Genomic DNA, 19,051 nt, shown 5'->3' with positions numbered 1-19,051 from the left:
TTATAGCTAACGAATCTCACTAATTGGTGTATGAATGGTATTTCCATTAAATCATATTCCCTTCGGCTAAAGAGCAAACTAGAACACACTTTAGTTATTATTAACTTAAGTAAAGTTAAGTTAAGAGACTTTGCATTTTCTTATCAACCTTGGCAAAAGTTTGTTATCGTTCATTATCGGCATACATAACTTTAAGAAAGGACAACAGACATGAAGACTTCTCAAACTCCCAACCATTTGGGTCAATCAGTGGCTCTAGGTCTGGTTTTAGTCGTAGCGAGTGTTGGTATTTTCATCTTGATGATGGTCCAAAGTGGTGCTTTGCAATCTTAATAATCGTTATGGATCAGGCTTGCCATCCCTGGTTCAACTTTTCGTGAAACTGAAGAAGCCCACCTATAGCGCTATAGGTGGGTCATAAAAAAGACATCTAAAAGACATCTACATATATAGATCTAAAAGAAGATTGTTAAGTTATCAAAATTTAAGCTTGACATCCTCCGACAACACTAACCCTTCCGGTCTACACCGGAAGGGTTATTATCATAAGTTGACCAGAAGCAAACCCGTAGCTTAACATAAGTTAACCAAAATTTATCCCAACTAACCCTTCCCGATTAGCGGGTGTTCATGGTAAAACTCATCAGTAAGTGAACCTCCCAAAGTACACTAACCTGATGACGATGAAAAAATTGACCTTGCTAAAGCAAACTTTGTTCCTCCTTCTTAGCTTATTTTTTTCCGTAGTGGCAACCCCCCTGCCAGAAATTGCTGAAGCAATGCCAACTCTGGTATCTAGCCGACAGCAGTATAATCCACAGCTCAATGACCTTCTTCATCAAGCACGAGAGTTGGTAGATGCGGGTGACTATCAGGGAGCTGTTGCTGTTTACGAAGAAGCAGCTAAGCTGGAACAAGGAAACCCTAAGATTTTTTCGGGCATTGGCTACTTACAAGCAAGTCTGGGCAAATTCCAAGAAGCTGCCGCCGCTTACAAAAAAGCGATCGCACTCCAGCCAGAAAATCCTAATTTCCATTACGCACTGGGTTACAGTCTCGCCAATGCTGGGGACAATGCTGGTGCTGCTACGGCCTATCGTCGTGCCACTAGACTTAACCGGGATAATATTAACGCCTATTTTGGTTTGGCCATTACCCTGCTACGTCAAAAGGACTATCAACGGGCCATAGAAACCTATGAAAAAATCCTGGAAATTGAGCCAGACAATCTAACAGTATACCAGTTAATCGGTGCAGCTTGGTTAGAGCAGGAAAATTCCGAAGAAGCCATAAAAGTGTTCCAAAAGGCAGCGGAAATTGCTCCGAACGAAACCCGTATCCAACTAAGTTTGGGCACAGCTTGGTTGATTCATGGGGATGAGATGGCTGGACTGGCGGCTTTTGAAAAAGCAGTGAAATTAGCCCCTCGTAATCCTGAAATTCACCTCCAAATCGGTCAAATTCTGGAATCAAGAGGGAATTTATCCAAGGCCCTCAAAGCATTTCGGCGAGCAGCTTCTGCCAAACCTGATTTAGTAGAAGCACAGGAGTACATCGGGAAAATTCTTCTAGCCCAAGAACAATACGTACCAGCAGTAGTGACCTATAGACGTTTAATTGAACTGGCTCCGAAAAATGCCCAAGCTCACTATAACCTAGGAGTAGCCTTAAAAAAACGTTCTCGCGTCACCGAAGCCCTCACTGCTATAGAAAAAGCCCTAGAACTTTACCAGAGTCAACGGGATAACGAAGGGATTGAGCAGACCGAGTCTCTGCTCAAGGAACTGCAAAATTTCCTTTAAGGATCAGTCAGTGAGGGAATCATATTAAGTCCTGATAATTACCCTTAATCAAAATCTAGCTCATCTGTCCATCTCCCTATCTCCCCATCAATCTCTTTGATTTTAGGTATTCAACCGGACTTGAGATTAGGGGATAGAATTGCTATGGCTCAAGGCAACTTGAGACTATAGGGCATTGCGCGATCGCAATAACGGTACAGAAACTATCAATCCGCACCACTGTCTTGATGCAATAGCGAGTGGGGGAAACCCCCTTTGGCCGACTGCATCGCTTCCGTAAATTTTTGTTAAAGATAACCTAAAAATTCCGTAAACTCCCTGGCTTTCCCAGGAAAATAATAATATATAGGTCAAGTTACTTGACTGCTATCGGTACTCCAGACAACTAGCTAGTTGTGGAGAGGCGGACAGATGAATAATCAGCAAAGTAAGTCCTCAACCAGAGGGCTAGGGATATTGCCCTTAACTGAAAAAGCCCTAACCCTAATCGGATGGGTGGTTATTGCTTTTTCTGGGAACTATGCTTTAGCCCAGATTACCCCGGATCAAACCTTGGGTAATGAATCTTCAGTGGTAACACCAAATCTAACGATTAGGGGAGAGCCAGGGGATTTGATTGAAGGGGGAGCAGCGCGAGGTAGTAACCTGTTCCACAGCTTTCAAGATTTTAATGTTGGTCAGCTACAGCGGGTTTACTTTGCCAATCCAGCCGGAATCGAGAACATACTCTCTCGGGTGACCGGGAGTAATATCTCCAATATTCTAGGAACTCTTGGTGTCGATGGTGCAGCCAATCTGTTTTTACTCAATCCCAATGGCATCGTCTTTGGCCAGAATGCCAGGTTGGATGTGGCAGGTTCCTTTTTCGCCAGTACAGCCAATAGTTTAGTGTTCAACAACGGTACAGAATTCAGTGCCACTAATCCAGAAGCCCCTCCTTTATTGAGTATTAATATTACTCCGGGATTACAGTATGGCTTGAATCACCCCAAACCCAGCCAAATCACGAACGCTGGTTATTTAGTAGTGGGGCAAGATCTAACCCTAGCTGCTGGCAATCTTGACTTACAAGGTCAACTAATTGCTGGGGGAAATTTGACACTCCATGCAGAAGATACAGTTCAAATAAGGGATAGTATCGGGCAACCATTTATAGCCGCTGCTGGCGGTAAGTTATTGATTCAGGGCAATCAAGGGGTGGATATATTTGCCTTGAACCATCCAGACAGTGGTCTTTTTTCCGGTGGAGATCTGGTTTTGCGGACGCAAAATACTGTTGCTGGTGATGCCCACTATTGGAGTGGTGGCAGTTTCCGGATTGAACAGCTCGATGGCAGCCTCGGAGATTTATTTAGTCCCGATGACCCGATAATTCGCTCAGTTGGGGATGTTAGTTTCAACAGCTATCTAGGAACCTCCCTACATATCGTGGCAGGGGGAGCGGTAGAGATCGGCTCTGTGATTATTACAGGTAATGAAACAGGTACAGAAGGAATAGACTTTATTTCCGAAGCCATTACCTTATCTAATGGCACAGTAGTGGATATTAATGGTCAGACTGAACCGACTCTTGATGTTCGTGCTGGAGTAGATCCGAATCAAGTTGGTATCCCTGGACTGACAGGCAACCAATTCTTTGGTGACTTGTTCAATTTGAATCTCTTTGGCAGACCCACTATTACCAATACTGCCACCAGTGCAGATATTAAAATCGGCACGATCGCTTTTGCTAATGTCAATATATTAGACTTGTTGTTCCAAAACATATCTGCCAATGATCTGTTGGCAGGAAAGGTTTTGCTCACCAATCAGTACAAGCCTAATCCTTCACTAGCAGGAGATATTGAAGTTTCAGCTACTCTAGGTTCGTTAGTGCCAACTCTGGCAAATCTAGCCATTCAGAACGGTGAAGTATTAAAGGGAGGGTCAGTTACTATCGATTCTCGCGGTAGCATTACTCTCAACGGTATAGTTAATACCATTGCTATTCCAAATAATGATCCGTCTAATCCTATTCCAAATGACGATCCGTCTAAGCTTTTCTCTGGCAATGGGGGTGATGTCACGTTTTTGGCCAATGATAACATCACCCTCAATCCAGGTTCTTTCATTGCTTCTGCTGGAATAGAGGGAGGTAAGATCACCCTCAACAGCGGTAGCAACTTTTTGCTTGATGACTCTGGTGTTGTTACTGTTACAACTGGGGCAGGTGTAGGAGGAAATTTAATTGTCAATGCCCCTGAGTCAGTGACATTAATTAATAGAGAAGGGTCAGGCTTCAGCAATTTGGGGGAATTGGTCACCAACTTCACCAATTCCAACTTGCTAGAACGGCTCCTAGGTTTCAATGGGTCTGGCTTGGCAACGGTTACAACTGGACCAGGGAATTCTGGGGACTTAACCATTAATACCAGAACCTTGAGTATCCAAAACCAAGCCCAAAACCAAGCATCACAGAATCAAGAATTACGGAATAGTTATGCTGGAGCTACTACTATCGCTTTAAGTGGTAGTAGTGGCAAGAGTGGAGATTTAACTGTTAACGCTGAGTCGGTGGAAATTGTCGGCAACGAAACGGGTCCATTTATCCCTACTCCTAACGAACGAGTAGCCAAGGCTATCAGAGATATTCCCACGGGGTTGACCACTGCTACTGTAGGTAGGGGTCAGGGAGGTGACTTAACCATTAATACCCAACGTTTAACGATTCAGGATGGAGCTGGAGTAACCACAGGAACTGTTGCCAGAAGCCTAGACAACCCAGGGGATGGAGGGAATTTAACCATAAATGCCACTGAGTCAGTGACATTGTCTGGTAAGGCGGCTTTGGCTACCGGTACCTTGAACTCATCTCAGGCAGGTGAGTTGAAGGTCAACACACCCACATTGACTCTCGGGGATGGAGCGGTAATTGCTGCTGATACCACTGGTTCAGGGGATGCTGGCGACTTAACGATTAACACCGAGAAACTTTTAGTACGTGATGGCTCAAGAATTGGCGCAGCAACAGGAAATAGTGGTACGGGAGCCAAGATAACAGTCATCGCTTCGGACTTAGTTAAGTTAGTGGGCACTACTGCCGATGATCAGAAAGTTCCTAGTGGTATATTCGCTAACTCTCAATTCATTAACGATGAAAGAAATGAACTTGGGGATGCTGGCAACATTGAGATTAATACAAAAACGTTGATTGTCCGGGATGGAGCAGTTGTATCGAGTTCTACCGAAGCCGCTGGGGCTGGTGGAACGATAACTATTGATGTTAATACTCTCGAAATTACGACTGGTGGACAACTTCGCACCACAGCCTTTGGGGATGGTCGGGCTGGTAACATTACCCTGAATATCGATAAGACGGTGGTGATCGCAAATCCCAATAGCGGACTGTTAGCAGAGACTGAAGGGGCTGGGGCTGGTGGAACGATCACGATTAATACTCAAGACTTAACACTCCAAGATGAAGCACAGATTTCTGCATCTACCTCTGGTACAGGAACCTCTGGAAGCATTGTTGTTGAGAATGCTGACTCTGTCCAGCTTGCCGACAACAGCTCAATTTCAACGGAGGTAAAGGCTGGTGCAGAGGTAAACGCTAGCCCAGGGGAGGAAGTGGGTACGATTGATATTGAAACGCGATCGCTAAAATTAACCAATGGCTCTGACATAACTGCCAGTACTGCTGGTAACGGAGATGCGGGTAACATTGAGCTCAACGCCATAGATACCGTTTCATTAGCAAACGGTAGCACTATTTCCACTGCTGTAGAACCTACGGGGATGGGCAAGGGTGGACAGATCAAAATCCACACCGAGTTCTTGTATTTAAATAAAACTAATCAAGCTCAAACCAATCCCTCTCAAATAACTGCTAGCACCTCTGGGAAAGGGTCTGAAATCACATCGAGCACCTCTGGGATAGGGGATGCCGGTAGTATATTTATACTAGATGCTAAACAGGTTAACATTGATCACAACAGTTCCATATCCACAGCAGTAAATACTGGTGCAGTTGGGAAGGGTGGGGATGTGGAAATTGAAACCAAGTCTCTATCCCTCAACAATGAGTCGGAAATCCTAGCCAGTACTGCGGGTGTTGGGAATGGTGGCAATGTGGAAATTGGAACTGAGTCTCTATCCCTAGATAACAACTCGAAAATTGAAGCGAGTACTGCTGGTGAGGGAAATGCCGGTAGTATAGTTGTTAAAAATGCCGATTCGGTGACCCTCAATCAAAACAGTTCGATCTCTACAGAGGTGAAGGAGGGTGCAGTTGCCCAAAAAGACAACAATATTGCTATTGACAGCAATATTGATATTAAAACGCGTACGCTTACTTTAAACAATGACTCTAACATCACTGCCAGCACCTCTGGGATAGGGAATGCCGGTAGTATCACCATACAAGAAGCTCAACAGGTTGACCTTAATCGGAATAGTTCCATATCCACAGCAGTAAATACTAAAGCAGTAGGCAATGGTGGCAATGTCGATATTGAAACCAAGTCTCTATCCCTAGATCACACCTCGAAAATTGAAGCAAGTACTGCCGGTGTTGGCAATGCTGGTAGTATCACCATCCCAGATGCCGAGGAGGTTAACCTTAATCGGAATAGTTCCATATCCACAGCAGTAAACTCTGGAGCAGATGCTGAAAAAGCCGGTAATATTGATCTAAAAACGCGATCGCTAACATTAACCAATGGCGCTGAGATAACAGCTAGCACCACTGGGATAGGGGATGCCGGTAGTATCACTATACAAGAGGCTCAGCAGGTTGACCTTGATCTCAATAGTTCGATATCGACAGCAGTAAATACTGGTGCAGAGGGTAATGGTGGTAATGTCGATATTGAAACCAAGTCTCTATCCCTAGATCACATCTCGACCATTGAAGCGAATACTGCCGGTGTTGGCAATGGTGGCAATGTCGATATTGAAAGCAAGCATCTATCCCTGGACAATGAATCGAAAATCCTAGCTAGTACAGATAGTCAAGGGGATGCTGGTAGTATCACCATACAAGATGCTCAACAGGTTGACCTTGATCTCAACAGTTCCATTTCCACAGCAGTAAATACTGGAGCAGTTGGCAATGGTGGCAATGTCGATATTGAAACCAAGTCTCTATCCCTAGATCACACCTCGAAAATTGAAGCAAGTACTGCGGGTAACGGAAATGCCGGTAGTATCACAATCCCAGACGCTGAGGAGGTTTCCCTTAATCGGAATAGTTCGATTTCGACAGCAGTAAACACTGGTGCAGTTGGCAATGGTGGGGATGTAGATATTAAAACGCGTACGCTAAAATTAACCAATGACTCTGAAATAACTGCCAGTACTGCTGGTGATGGAGATGCCGGTAACATCACCCTTCAGGCTGATCAAGTGACCATCCAGGGAGACTCACAGGTGTCAGCCACTACTTCCAGCGTTACCAATACTGACCGGGGTAAGGGTGGCAACATTAACATAATTGAGGCCAATCGGTTTGAGGCTACCGACGGTGGGAACGTCAGAACCACCACCGAAGGTAATAAGCAGGCTGGTAATATTACTCTGGAAGTACGTGATGATATAACTCTAGCTGGAGCTGGAAGTGGGTTGTTTGCCAACACTACTCGTGGTTCTAGCGGTGATGGTGGCAATATTTTCGTTGACCCCAGAACTTTGACCATTCGGGATAAAGCCAAGATAGCTGTAGATAGCCAAGGCCAGGGAAAAGGGGGCAGTATTACACTTGAGGCAGGCACACTCACCCTTAATAATAAAGCAGAGCTATCCGCAGAAACGGCTAGCACCCAAGGAGGTAATATTACCTTAACCATTGACGAGTTGTTGTTCTTGCGACGCAACAGTAAAATCTCTACTACCGCAGGCACTGCTCAAGCTGGTGGAAACGGCGGCAATATTGAGATTAATGCTCCCTTTATCCTAGGCATTCGTCAAGAAAATAGCGACATTACCGCTAATGCTTTTGAAGGCAATGGCGGCAATATCACAATCACCACCCAAGGTATCATTGGGCTAGAGTTCCGAGAAAAGCTCACCCCCCTCAGTGACATTACCGCTAGCTCTGAGTTTGGTCTAGATGGTACCGTCAACATCAATGCACCTGGAATTGACCCCAGCCGAGGGTTGTCGGAATTGCCAACCGATATAATTGATGCCTCTCAACTGATTGAAAAAAACCTCTGTGCTGCGGGTGAGGGGAGTGAATTTACTGCCACAGGTCGTGGTGGCTTACCGGTTTCTCCCAACGAAACCCTGAACCCCAATGCTACATGGGACGATTGGCGTATCACTGAGCAACCTCAAACTAGGATCAGAAGACGTCGGTCAAGGTCAAGGCAGCATCAACTACAGATTAATCAACCACAGACCAATAAACCTAAACCTAAACAAATTGTAGAAGCCCAAGGCTGGGTTATCGGTGCCAACGGGGAGGTAATTCTCACCGCTCATCCAGTCATAGTGACTCCGAAGGGTACCTGGTTACATAAAGTAGACTGTCCAATGCTTCACCAAACCTTTAAGCAGCTGCGGTGAGTTTTCCGGGGAAACCAGAGGATAGATCCCCCTCCCGTCCCCCTTAACAAGGGGGAAGCCAGAGGATAGATCCTCCTCCCGTCCCCCTTAACAAGATAGATCCTCCTCCCGTCCCCCTTAACAAGATAGATCCCCCTCCCGTCCCCCTTAACAAGGGGGAAGCCAGAGGATAGATCCTCCTCCCGTCCCCCTTAACAAGATAGATCCCCCTCCCGTCCCCCTTAACAAGGGGGAAGCTATGCGATCGCTTTTCCCTGTTCCCAGATCCGCTGTTCCCAGATCCGCTGTTCCCAACGCGAAAGATAACTCAGATAAATGAAGCGCCTGATTCAGTTTATTTTAATGACCTTGTTGGGGCTAATCTTAAGCCATGGTGTACACGCACTACCCTTCTCGGCTGGCCATCAGCCATCAGTCATTAGCACTCAGTCATTAGCAATCAGCCATCAGCAATCAGCCATCAGCAATCAGCCATCAGCACTCAGTAACAGTGAGCAGAACGCAACAGTAAGCAGGAGACAACAGGAAGCAGGAAGCACGAAGCACTACCTGCTGCTGGAAAAAGGCAAACAATATTACGATGCTGGCAAGTATTCTGATGCTGCACGAGTATTGCAGCAGGCGGCACAAGCTTATCAAGCCACAGGAGATATCCTCAACCAAGCCCAAGCCCTGCGTTTGCTGTCCTTAGTGACTCAGCAACTTGGGGAATGGGATCAAGCCCAAGCAGCCATTGACTCCAGTTTGTCGTTGCTAGAAACCGTATCCAGGGGAGGTGAGGGAGTATTGGCTAAAGTGTTGAACACTCAAGGGCGTTTGCAATTGGTACAGGGAAATGCTGACGCTGCCCTGAACACCTGGCAAAATGCTGAAGCACTGTATGCTCAAGCCAATGATCGGGTTGGTGTGCTTGGTAGCCAGATTAATCAAGCCCAAGCGATGCAATCTTTGGGACTTTACCGTCGAGCCAAGAAGCTATTGACTCAGGTAAGACAAACCCTGCTGGCACAACCGGATTCTCCTCTAAAAGCTATTGGCTTACACAATCTTGGTAATGTGTTTCGCCAAGCAGGGGATTTAGAGCAATCTAAACAGACCTTAACCGAAAGTTGGAAAGTCGCACAACGAATACAATCTCCAGAATCCCAGAGTCAAGCGTTACTGAGTTTAGGTAATACTGAGCGAGCCTTAGCCACAAGAGCAAAAGACACGAATAACCACAAGGCATCCAAGCAGCATATCCAAGAGGCGATAACTCACTATCAACAAGCAGCAGCAACCACCACCTCACCCATTACCAAAATTCAAGCACAATTGAATCAGCTAAGTTTACTCATCGAGACAGACCAGGAGAAATCTGTTCAAGCGTTGTTGCCACAAATCCAGACATTGCTAACTAAATTACCATCCAGTAGAGCATCAGTTTACGCCCACGTAAATTTCGCTCAAAGTCTGATCTTGATCAGAAATCGAAAATTGCGTACGCAATTTACCAAACCAATTACCACGCAAATTCCCAATTTCCCAGACATTGCTCAACAACTCAACACTGCCATTGAGCAAGCTAAAACCCTAGAAGACAAACGAGCAGAATCCTATGCCCTGGGCACCCTTGGTAACTGGTTTGAACAAACCAAGGATTGGTCAAATGCCATAACCTTTACCAAGTCAGCGCTTCTGATTGCCCAAGGGATTAATGCACCGGATATTGCTTATCAGTGGCAGTGGCAAATGGGACGTCTACTTAAGGCTAAAGCCGAACAAGCCACTACCACCAGAAATAGTAATACCGAAGCAGTAACGGAAGTAATCCAGGATGCGATCGCTTATTATACCCAAGCCTCTAATACCTTAACGAATTTACGCAGTGATTTAGTTGCTCTCAATCCGGACATCCAGTTTTCCTTCCGAGAACAAGTAGAGCCTGTTTATCGAGAGTTAGTTGATTTACTCTTGCGTTCTCCTGAACCGAGTAACGATAATCTCAAAAAGGCCCGTAAGGTTATTGAAGCACTCCAGCTTGCTGAAATCGACAACTTTTTTCGAGACGCCTGCGCCAAGCCAGAAAAAGTCAACATTGATAATGTAGACCCTAGAGCAGCGGTGATTTACCCGATTATCTTAAAAGACGGCTTAGCGGTAATCCTCAAATTGCCTAAGCAAAATGACTTGGTGTACTCTTTCCATCAAAACATATCAGACGATCAAGTAGACGAAGCGGTCAAAAAGTTCCAAGAAATCATAACCAAACCTACCGGTGCTAATCACACTATCAAAAAAGAATTACCCCAAATTTATGACTTGCTAATCAGACCCTTTGAAGAAGAACTAGAGACTAACCGTGACAGAGACCAAAGCCCAATAAAAACCCTAGTATTTATCCTAGATGGGTCATTACGAAATATTCCTGTAGCAGCCCTTTATGATCGAGAAAAGGACAAGTATTTAATAGAACGGTATGCTGTAGCTGTGACCCCTGGCTTACAGCTAGTGGACCCCAAACCATTGCCAAGGCAACAGCTCACAGCCCTAATTGCTGGAGCTACTAACGCTCCCAGCTTTAAAAAAGAAGGTTTAGGACCAATCGATAACGTCGCATTCGAGTTAACAAAAATTGGGGAACAGGTCAACCGTAGTCAGAAACTGCAAAATCAGGAATTTATCAAAGAAAACCTGCAAAATCAACTAACCGCAGCGTCTTTCAATGTTGTTCATATTGCCACTCACGGCCAGTTCAGTTCCAACCCAGAGCAAACATTTATTTTAGACTGGGATGAACGCATCAAAGTCAAGGATTTAGATAACTTACTACGGATGAGTGACCCCAGTGGCACCACCCCCATTGAACTATTGTTACTGAGTGCTTGTCAGACTGCTACTGGGGACAAACGAGCGGCTTTAGGACTAGCTGGGATAGCGATTAGAGCAGGAGCACGCAGTACCCTAGCCACCTTGTGGCAAGTTAATGATGCCTCTACAGCGGAATTTATGAATCAGTTCTACCAACAGTTAAATAATCCACAGTTGACTAAAGCGGAAGCCCTGCGAAATGCTCAAATAGAGTTTCTAAAGATGGAAGAAGAAGATCCTAACAAAGACTACACTCTTCCTTATCATTGGGCACCATTTATTTTAGTTGGGAATTGGCTGTAGAATGTAGAATGTAGAATGTAGAATGTAGAATGTAGAAGGCAGAAGGGAGAATGTAGAAGGGAGAAGGGAGAATGTAGAAGGGAGAAGGGAGAAGGGAGAAGGCAGAAGACAGAAGGGAGAAGGCAGAAGACAGAAGACAGAAGACAGAAGACAGAAGACAGAAGACAGAAGACAGAATTCTCAATTCTCAATTCTCAATTCTCAATTCTCAATTCTCAATTCTCAATTCTCAATTCTCAATTCTTAATTCTCAATTCTTAATTCTTAATTATAAAATTCCGACACTCTCCTCTTTTTCCCTATTTTTTAACCAGCACCGGTGTAATTTCCTCAAGGTTACCCAAAAGGGGTTGTTCAGATATGGTTTTCCCCAAACGAGGGGTCAATACCTCAGTCCAAGCTTCTTTAAGAGTCCTATCGTGGGGCTGTTGCCGCCTTAATTCAGCTAACTCAGTTAACTGATCAAACCATATGTCATGCTTATCATAAGCTGCGATTCTCTCTTGAAGAGTTTTCGCCTCATTTAAATCCTGTTCTAGGTCTGGAGAGTGGGCAACTCGTTTAACTCGTCCTTTGAAATAGACGGTTGTTGGTTTATTGGATAATTCCCAAGCAGGGCAATTGATCTCTATATTCCAACGATAGGTTTGACCAACTTCCAAGGAATTTACTTTCTCAGGAAGCCGAATACCCACAATGCCAGGCTTATCTAGTAGCTTGAAAGATGTTCGGTAAATATCTTTTTTACCATATTTATCCTGCAAGGAAAATTCTAAGGACGCTTCATCCTCTGAGTTATAATCTCCATCTTCTGAGGTATAAGGTAGATATATCCAAAAGGTTGGATAATCATGAGTAACCTTTAAATATGAATAATCTAAATTTGGCTGATAAAAACCTACTAAAGAAGTCAGTGTTGGAAGCTCTGCCTTGTATAGGCAAGGACCACGGGTTCCTGTACCCTGGGCAGCATCAGGAGTACCCTTGTCTGGGGGTTTGGGCTTGGTATACTCAATTGGTCCTTGTTGTGCTTGGCCAACATTGATGGATTGATCAGCTTCTACTCGGGAGACCAAGAAACAACTAATCCAGCCAACAACCATTAAATTAAAGGGAAATAGGTATTGAAGCCGAAATAATTTAGTTAACATCATCACTCAACCTTCAGATCAACATCGACAGATGTTTACCTGATATATCCAATTTTTGGATTCAGATTAACACCCCTGTATATCACCACTATTTCCAGATCAAAATCCGGTCAAGTGTTGTGATTAGTTATTAGTAATTAGTCATACCAAATCCGGGTTAAAAATCCCATTTATTCAGTATGCCTAGGGCGTGTTTTCAAAGTTTTCCGCAAGATTTAGATCCCCCCCAGCCCCCCGCGCGGAAGGGGGGAGCCATACTCAAAGTCCCCCTTTTTTAAGGGGGATTTAGGGGGATCTCCGAGGCAAGAAGACACGCCCTAGGCGCAACTTGTTAGTATCGCCCCAAGTTAGTATCGCCCCAAGCACTATAAGTCGCGGCTAAAGGGGGGTTATCAAAGGGGATTTTGGCTCATTGGTCATTGGTCATTTGTAACTATCAAGAGATTTAATGTAGCTCACCAAAGACTAATCACTAATGACGTAAGCATATGCTTACCTAATGACTAATGACGAGTCAATTACTTTGGTCACTTTGTAAACCAAAGTAAAGAACCACACTAGTAGCCACCAATGCTATAGTAGCGGGAATTAATGGCACCCAACCACCGGTTACTATCAGTAAAACCCAGCAACTTCCATATAAAACAACCAAAGCAGTTCCAGTACCCAATAGGACGGGACGCAGCACGTTAAAGTTTCCAGCAACCATACCCCCCACCACAGCCCAGCACCAAATCCACAGGGCTTCACCAGGCTCAGACCACCACCAAATTAATGGTCGATTATCCAGCACTGCACTGAGGATATGACTGATCATGTGAGCCTGAATTTCTATGCCAGTCATGGTCTTAAGAGAAAACTGACCACCACTGTAGGGTGTGCGCCACATATCATCGTTAAAACTCGGGGCAATGGTACCGATCACGACAATGCGATTCCTGACTAAGTCGGCATTGAAGTCATCCCTGAGAACCTCTCCAAGGGAAACGGTCTCAGCAATTTGATCGGAAGCTCGATAATTCAGTAATATTTGGTGACCACCGGACTTTAGATTGTGATATCCACCAGAATCCTTTTCTAGGGTCTTAAAAACTGTAGTGCCAAGCTTTAAGTAATTTTCTGTCACCTCCAACTGGATTGCTTGATCGGCCAGATAACCTGTTGCCAATTGGAAATTAAATGAGTAGTAGCTCTGACAAGGAGATGGTGACCCTACAGCCAACAGATGGCGACGGATAATGTCATCGGGGTCGAGTAAAACATTATTAAAGCCTTGGCGAACCTCTGGCACTTCTGGAGGTGGGGGAACTCCGGGGTCACCATAATGGCAGATGGCAAACAAGTGATCACTAGTTTGCATCCGAGTCGCTAAATCCTGGTATTCCCTTGCCACAGGATTCTCCCGATAAATATCCAAACCAATGGCACTCGGTTGATACTGTTCCAGCTTTGCCAGCAGTTTGGCCAAGGAACGATCGGATAAGGAGGCGGCTCTTCTTTCTTCCTTAGGTTGGGACTGCACATCCTTTTCAGTGATTGTGACTAATAACAGTCGTGGATCTGGTCCTTCATTGGGTCGCAGCCGCATCAACTGGTCAAACCCTTGCAGTTCCCAGGGCTGGAATAGGCCAAGCGATCGCACTACCATTACCAAGCTAGTGACCACTATGCTAGATAGCAGCACTCTCTGGAAACTAGGCCACTTGGGTTTCCGTTTTTCTTGCTCTTGGCACAAATCTGCCCAAGCTGGTGGTTCTTGTGCTAGATTCTGGTAAATTACTGGTAACCAACTGGCGCAGGGAAACTGACGCTCCAACCCCTGCAATCGCTCCCGTGCTTCCCGCGCTGCCAGATATAAAGACTTACCATTAGCAAATCCCTTCAAAAAATACTTCAAAAAGTTTTGAGCGACCTGATCTGGCACCAACTCCCGCATTATAATCATTTGGGGAATTTGTAAATCATGGAGTTTCCGTGCCAATCCCAACCCATCACAAGAATTAAAAATTGCCAGTTTTAAGCCCTGGGCCACGGCTTTTTTGAGGGCATACCACAGTTCATCAATGGTTAAGCTATCGGTGGGATTAATATAAATTCGACCTGTTTCCCCCTCTGTCTCACTATGTCCTGCGAAAAAGATAATATCCCAAGCTTGCTCCCATAACTGGTCATTGATTTCGTGATGTTTGGGCTCTACTAAAAAGACGGTTTCTGCATTAGGTAAATTCTCCAGCAGTTGTCGATCTGCCTTAATATCAATACCAGCACTATGACCTAAAATTGCTAAAATTCTCACTTTAGATTTCGAGGTAGGTGTAGGGAGTTGATGGGGTCGCTTAAACTGTGTTCCACTCAGAGCAACTTCAGCCTTGGGGTAACGGTCAAAAAAATCCCACAGATGCCAAGGCAGCTTTTGTAACTGGGTATTTTCCGTGCGAATCAGCACCCGAATGGTTTCCTCTGGGTTTAACTCTTCCCGTAATCGCTTATCAATGGGACGAAACTGTTCAGAATCCAGCCATCGTTTCAGTATATTACCTAACTCATGGGCTGAATCCCGACATTCCTTGAGCTGTTGGTTAATGGAACCACCATAGATAATTTTTCCGGGCTGGATTCTCGCGGGTGAACCTAGGCTCCGATATTTTTCGCGCCAATGGTATTGTAAGTAAGTAGTGAGTTGTGAAGCTGCAGGTAAGTAACCGGTCATTTCCAGTGTTGCGCGTGACCCTTCTTCAGCAATTTCTAAGCGTAACTGAAACCCCTGCTGCTGGGAATCACCATCTAGACTCAGGACAACTAACTTTCCCATTTTTGGTAATTAGTTATTAGGTATTAAGTATTAGGTATTAAGTATTAGGTATTAAGTATTAAGTATTAGCTATTAGCTATTAGCTATTAGCTATTAAGTATTAGGTATTAGGAATGGATAACAATCGTAATAATTCAGCTAATGCGCTACGCGCACGCTGCGCGAACAGCTGATGCGCTACAGATGGTGCTACTTGAGGTGCTATCAGCTATCAGCTAAAGGCCAACGGCTGACCGCTGACCGCTGAATACTTACTAACAATCTTACCCATTCCCCCTTACTTGAGAATAAATTTTATGCAATAGGGATGGATTTATAGACGATGCTTTCCCTGAGTCAGTTTCTCACTAAAAAACCAGCCCTACTTACTCGGGCTTTCCTATAATCATACCAAATCCCCTTTATTACCCCTACTTCCTATAAGCCAAAATCTACCTCACCGAATTGACAACTGCTATAGTAATATTATATCTAATTAATAATCGGATTAATACAAGGCTGGGTTTACGAAGCATACCGGTAGCGCAATCGCCGCTAACTTTAGATTAAAAAATTTTCCGTAATACTGACATCATTCAAAACTAACTTAATGCTAAAACGTTCTCCCGGTTCGCCACTGACTTGCAACTTAATATTTTCCGTCTCTCTGGCTTGGGTTTGAATCACCGCAATGCCCTCGTGATCCAGCACCATAATCTGTAGATTCTTGGGAAGACGGTCTCCACCACCACCAGGATACAGTTCAATGAATATATTCATTTTGGGTGAATCCGTTGGATGTAGCTCCACAAATAAAGCTACCTTCTCGGCACCCCAGGCGATTTCCGAACCGAGTAGCTTACCTCGTTTTACTCCCACGGTAGTATGCAATCCTTTACTAGGTTGGTCAAAGGGGAAACTTCTGAAATCCAGCATTGGCTCCGGTGCTGGCTGTAATATAGTTTCCACAGTCTTCCAATCTGCCTCAAAACTATTGTCTAACCACTGCCTTAATCGCACTACTGCTGTCTGGCTTTGTGGTTGCTGTTGTTGGCTAGAGTCTGTTTCCATAGTGTTGGACGGTGAAGCATCGGGACAGAAGACCTTGGGTTTGAGAGCATGACTATGGCTCCACTGCTTTGCCCCTGCCTGGGATTGGCCACATTGCCGATACTCTTTAATGTGTCGCGGTAACTCTTTCAGGGTTCGCAATTGGTTCACGGGGAATTGTTCTGTTACCACTTTATCAGCAAATCCTACCAGAGTTGCCTCCTCCAATGCTTGATCAAGCTCCACCGCCACATAACCAATTCGTTCCTGCCAGACTGCTGCTGGAACTTTGACACACTTAGCCTCAGGTAAAATAAGTCTACACTCCAACTTACCATGATTTTTCACAGTCAGATCCGCAACATCCATCAAGGTTTGCATCACTGGGTTCCAACTGTCGCTTTCCTCTAAGTTTGTCTCAAATCCCATCTTTCAACTCCAATTCCCCTCCCGTTATAGTCGTTCGCGCAGCGTCTGACACTGCCAGTAAGACAAGCGCGGGAACGAAATTACCGCAAGAACAGGGTCGCCAAAATGGGTTACTGGCTATAGGTAAAAGGGTTAAAACTTTTGGCATAAGGCGACCCTGTTCAAGGTTTTGTCTCCGGGAGACGGGGCGTATAAAGTGCTCCCGCAGCTGACCCACACAGCCCCTTGGGAATTGGAGACTAGAATTGTTGCGAGTCGCGCGATTAAGTCCCAAAAAATCGGGATAAAACGGGATTTAAAGCGATAAATCAGACATTGACATTTATTTAGCGCTAGAGTACAATAGAAACATAGGACACAGTTAATTAACGATGCCAAGAAAAGTAGGCGCGGCAAAAAGGATATCGACTCAAATCGTCCCTGTGGTGGGGATGACCAAGTCCGTTGAACTTGAATTGCTGCAGGTAATGAAAAAACTAGGCGTCGTTAGGGCTGAGTCTTACAACAAACTGGGAAGCATTAACCATTGGGGACTGGACTGGAAAAAGGCCATCCCGGAAGTAAAGAGTTTCAGGACTCCCGATACCCTGGGGCTGCCTGCTAAGTTAATGGATTGGACTATCAATGATGTAGCAAAAGCCATTACAGCTCAGCAAGCAGCCTGTATTGATGCGGTGATTAAGAAAATCTACAAGAGGTTTCAAGGAATTGAAAACCAAAAGCTCAGAAAAGAACTTTGCCAACAGGTTAAAACTTTAGCAATTCTTGATAATCCACTTCTTCACAGACTGATTAGAAAGGAGTTTCAGCGGGGGCATTCCTGGGTCAAGAACCAGATAGTCTATCAAAAAGTAGGCTATAAGTGCAGAAGGCTCTCTCGCAACACTTATCAGTTAGAGTTAGCTGGATTAATAAGAGGAAAAAGAAACAAGATAATCGTCAAATCTAATCGCAAAATAAGTGGGCAAATTAGATTAATCTACAGTCAAACTTTCCAAAGATTTGAGATTCATTTTTTAGTAGACCATGGAACCGTAGAAATTCCATCTGAACGTCGGAGCATCGGATTAGACAAGGGATACACGGAGGCTTTCTATGACTCAGATGGTCAGGCACACGGCAAAAATCTAGGTAGAGTAACAACCAAGAAGTCCGACAGAATCTGCTCTTTAAACCGCAACAGAGGAAGACTTTGGGCGATTCACAGGAAGTTAAAAAAAATCGACCCAGCTAAATCGGCTCGAATACTCGAAAATAACCTGACCAGAAAAACTGAAAATCGCCGATACAGAAAAAATCAATCACAGATAAAGGGGATTATAGGAGCCGCCTCCAAGTCCCTTTTTAAGGGAGAATCGTTAAAAGTATTTGCAGAAGATTTAACACAGCCGATTAAAAACAAACGTCAGTCTAAAGCGATATCCCGCAAACTTAATAATTGGATGAAAGGAGTAATGCGGGACTCTTTGCAAAAATGGGCTAATTGGACTGGATCGGTTGTTAAAGAAGTGCAGCCTAGTTACACGTCGCCAATTGACTCCGTGACCGGAACCCTATTGGGGAAAAGAAGCGGGGACAGTTTTACCAGATTTAATGGGGTCGTGTTGCAGGCTGACCACAATGCTGCCAAAAATGTCCTTGATAGAGGTACGGATCACGAAATCGCCCGGTATATGAGTAAAACCGAGGTACAGGCAGTATTATTGCGTCGTACCGCGCGTTTCTTGAAAGGTATGGGACTTAGTCTGCTTGATGCAATCGAGCTTGGCTGGCTTGATTGTAAGCATAACAAAACTAAGGCTTTTAAGAAACTCCTGGTCGAGATGCCAGGAACGCCTAGACAGATGAGTGGGAGGCTTGACTCCAATTGCTGACTACCACTCCTCCCTCAGGCAACAATAAATTGCACCTTGACCGTTTTATACCGGATTATCACGATTAATGATGGTTTAAGAGTATCTCGTTGATAGTTTCTGTTATCATAGATATATTATTACGCTCGGGTGTGGCTCTTTTGGAAAGACGTTTGGTCAGGTTTAGAGAGGTATCGGAAGAGTAGGAGGAGCAGTAATAGAGCAACGAGCTTGAATTAGTCGTTTCATCAAAGGAAGGCCATCTTTGTACAAAGA

General features: G+C 44.7%; 8 protein-coding genes. 5 read left to right on the top strand and 3 right to left on the bottom strand.

The genetic code is table 11. The features are described from left to right. Positions 1–210 precede the first annotated feature (210 nt). The 4 genes from F6K37_RS13220 (at position 211) to F6K37_RS13205 (ending at position 11,501) form a co-directional block, all read left to right on the top strand. The gene (locus F6K37_RS13220; protein ID WP_008180130.1) at positions 211–333 is read left to right on the top strand and encodes a hypothetical protein; all 123 of its coding nucleotides are present in this window, start codon (positions 211–213) and stop codon (positions 331–333) included. Between the two features lie 350 nt (positions 334–683). Continuing rightward, positions 684–1,802 (top strand): tetratricopeptide repeat protein, encoded by a 1,119-nt coding sequence (locus tag F6K37_RS13215; RefSeq protein WP_287250670.1) that lies wholly within the window; start codon positions 684–686, stop codon positions 1,800–1,802. A gap of 411 nt (positions 1,803–2,213) precedes the next feature. Next, positions 2,214–8,348 carry a two-partner secretion domain-containing protein gene (locus F6K37_RS13210; protein WP_287250668.1) on the top strand — a complete coding sequence of 2,045 codons (6,135 nt, stop codon included), beginning with the start codon at positions 2,214–2,216 and terminating at the stop codon, positions 8,346–8,348. Between the two features lie 315 nt (positions 8,349–8,663). Further along, entirely contained in the window at positions 8,664–11,501 is a 2,838-nt protein-coding gene (locus F6K37_RS13205) for a CHAT domain-containing protein (protein WP_287250666.1), read from the top strand. 299 nt (positions 11,502–11,800) lie between these two features. On the opposite strand, the gene F6K37_RS13200 is transcribed toward F6K37_RS13205, so the two are convergent. From F6K37_RS13200 to F6K37_RS13190, 3 genes are all read right to left on the bottom strand, one after another. Beyond that, the gene (locus F6K37_RS13200) at positions 11,801–12,655 is read right to left on the bottom strand and encodes a DUF928 domain-containing protein (RefSeq protein WP_044492329.1); all 855 of its coding nucleotides are present in this window, start codon (positions 12,653–12,655) and stop codon (positions 11,801–11,803) included. A gap of 511 nt (positions 12,656–13,166) precedes the next feature. Then, positions 13,167–15,464, bottom strand: coding sequence for a CHASE2 domain-containing protein (locus F6K37_RS13195; protein ID WP_008180141.1), 2,298 nt, complete (start codon positions 15,462–15,464; stop codon positions 13,167–13,169). 540 nt (positions 15,465–16,004) lie between these two features. Then, positions 16,005–16,922: a DUF1822 family protein gene (locus tag F6K37_RS13190; protein WP_008180144.1), complete on the bottom strand. Its 918-nt coding sequence runs from the start codon at positions 16,920–16,922 to the stop codon at positions 16,005–16,007. A gap of 371 nt (positions 16,923–17,293) precedes the next feature. Between F6K37_RS13190 and F6K37_RS13185 the strand changes: the two genes are divergently transcribed. Next, a complete protein-coding gene (locus F6K37_RS13185) occupies positions 17,294–18,796 on the top strand; it encodes a zinc ribbon domain-containing protein (RefSeq protein ID WP_287250665.1) in 1,503 nt (500 codons plus the stop codon). Positions 18,797–19,051: the final 255 nt, after the last annotated feature.

It is taken from the genome of Moorena sp. SIO4E2 (assembly GCF_010671945.1).
GTDB lineage: Bacteria > Cyanobacteriota > Cyanobacteriia > Cyanobacteriales > Coleofasciculaceae > Moorena > Moorena producens.
Note: the sequence above shows the minus strand (reverse complement) of the source record. Positions and strands in the feature narration are given on the sequence as shown.

Excerpts from the sequence above, each read along its gene's own strand:
- F6K37_RS13210 (WP_287250668.1), top strand. The coding sequence starts at position 2,214 with ATGAATAATCAGCAAAGTAAGTCCTCAACCAGAGGGCTAGGGATATTG.
- F6K37_RS13220 (WP_008180130.1), top strand. The coding sequence starts at position 211 with ATGAAGACTTCTCAAACTCCCAACCATTTGGGTCAATCAGTGGCTCTA.
- F6K37_RS13215 (WP_287250670.1), top strand. The coding sequence starts at position 684 with ATGAAAAAATTGACCTTGCTAAAGCAAACTTTGTTCCTCCTTCTTAGC.
- F6K37_RS13205 (WP_287250666.1), top strand. The coding sequence starts at position 8,664 with ATGAAGCGCCTGATTCAGTTTATTTTAATGACCTTGTTGGGGCTAATC.
- F6K37_RS13185 (WP_287250665.1), top strand. The coding sequence starts at position 17,294 with ATGCCAAGAAAAGTAGGCGCGGCAAAAAGGATATCGACTCAAATCGTC.
- F6K37_RS13200 (WP_044492329.1), bottom strand. The coding sequence starts at position 12,655 with ATGATGTTAACTAAATTATTTCGGCTTCAATACCTATTTCCCTTTAAT.
- F6K37_RS13190 (WP_008180144.1), bottom strand. The coding sequence starts at position 16,922 with ATGGGATTTGAGACAAACTTAGAGGAAAGCGACAGTTGGAACCCAGTG.
- F6K37_RS13195 (WP_008180141.1), bottom strand. The coding sequence starts at position 15,464 with ATGGGAAAGTTAGTTGTCCTGAGTCTAGATGGTGATTCCCAGCAGCAG.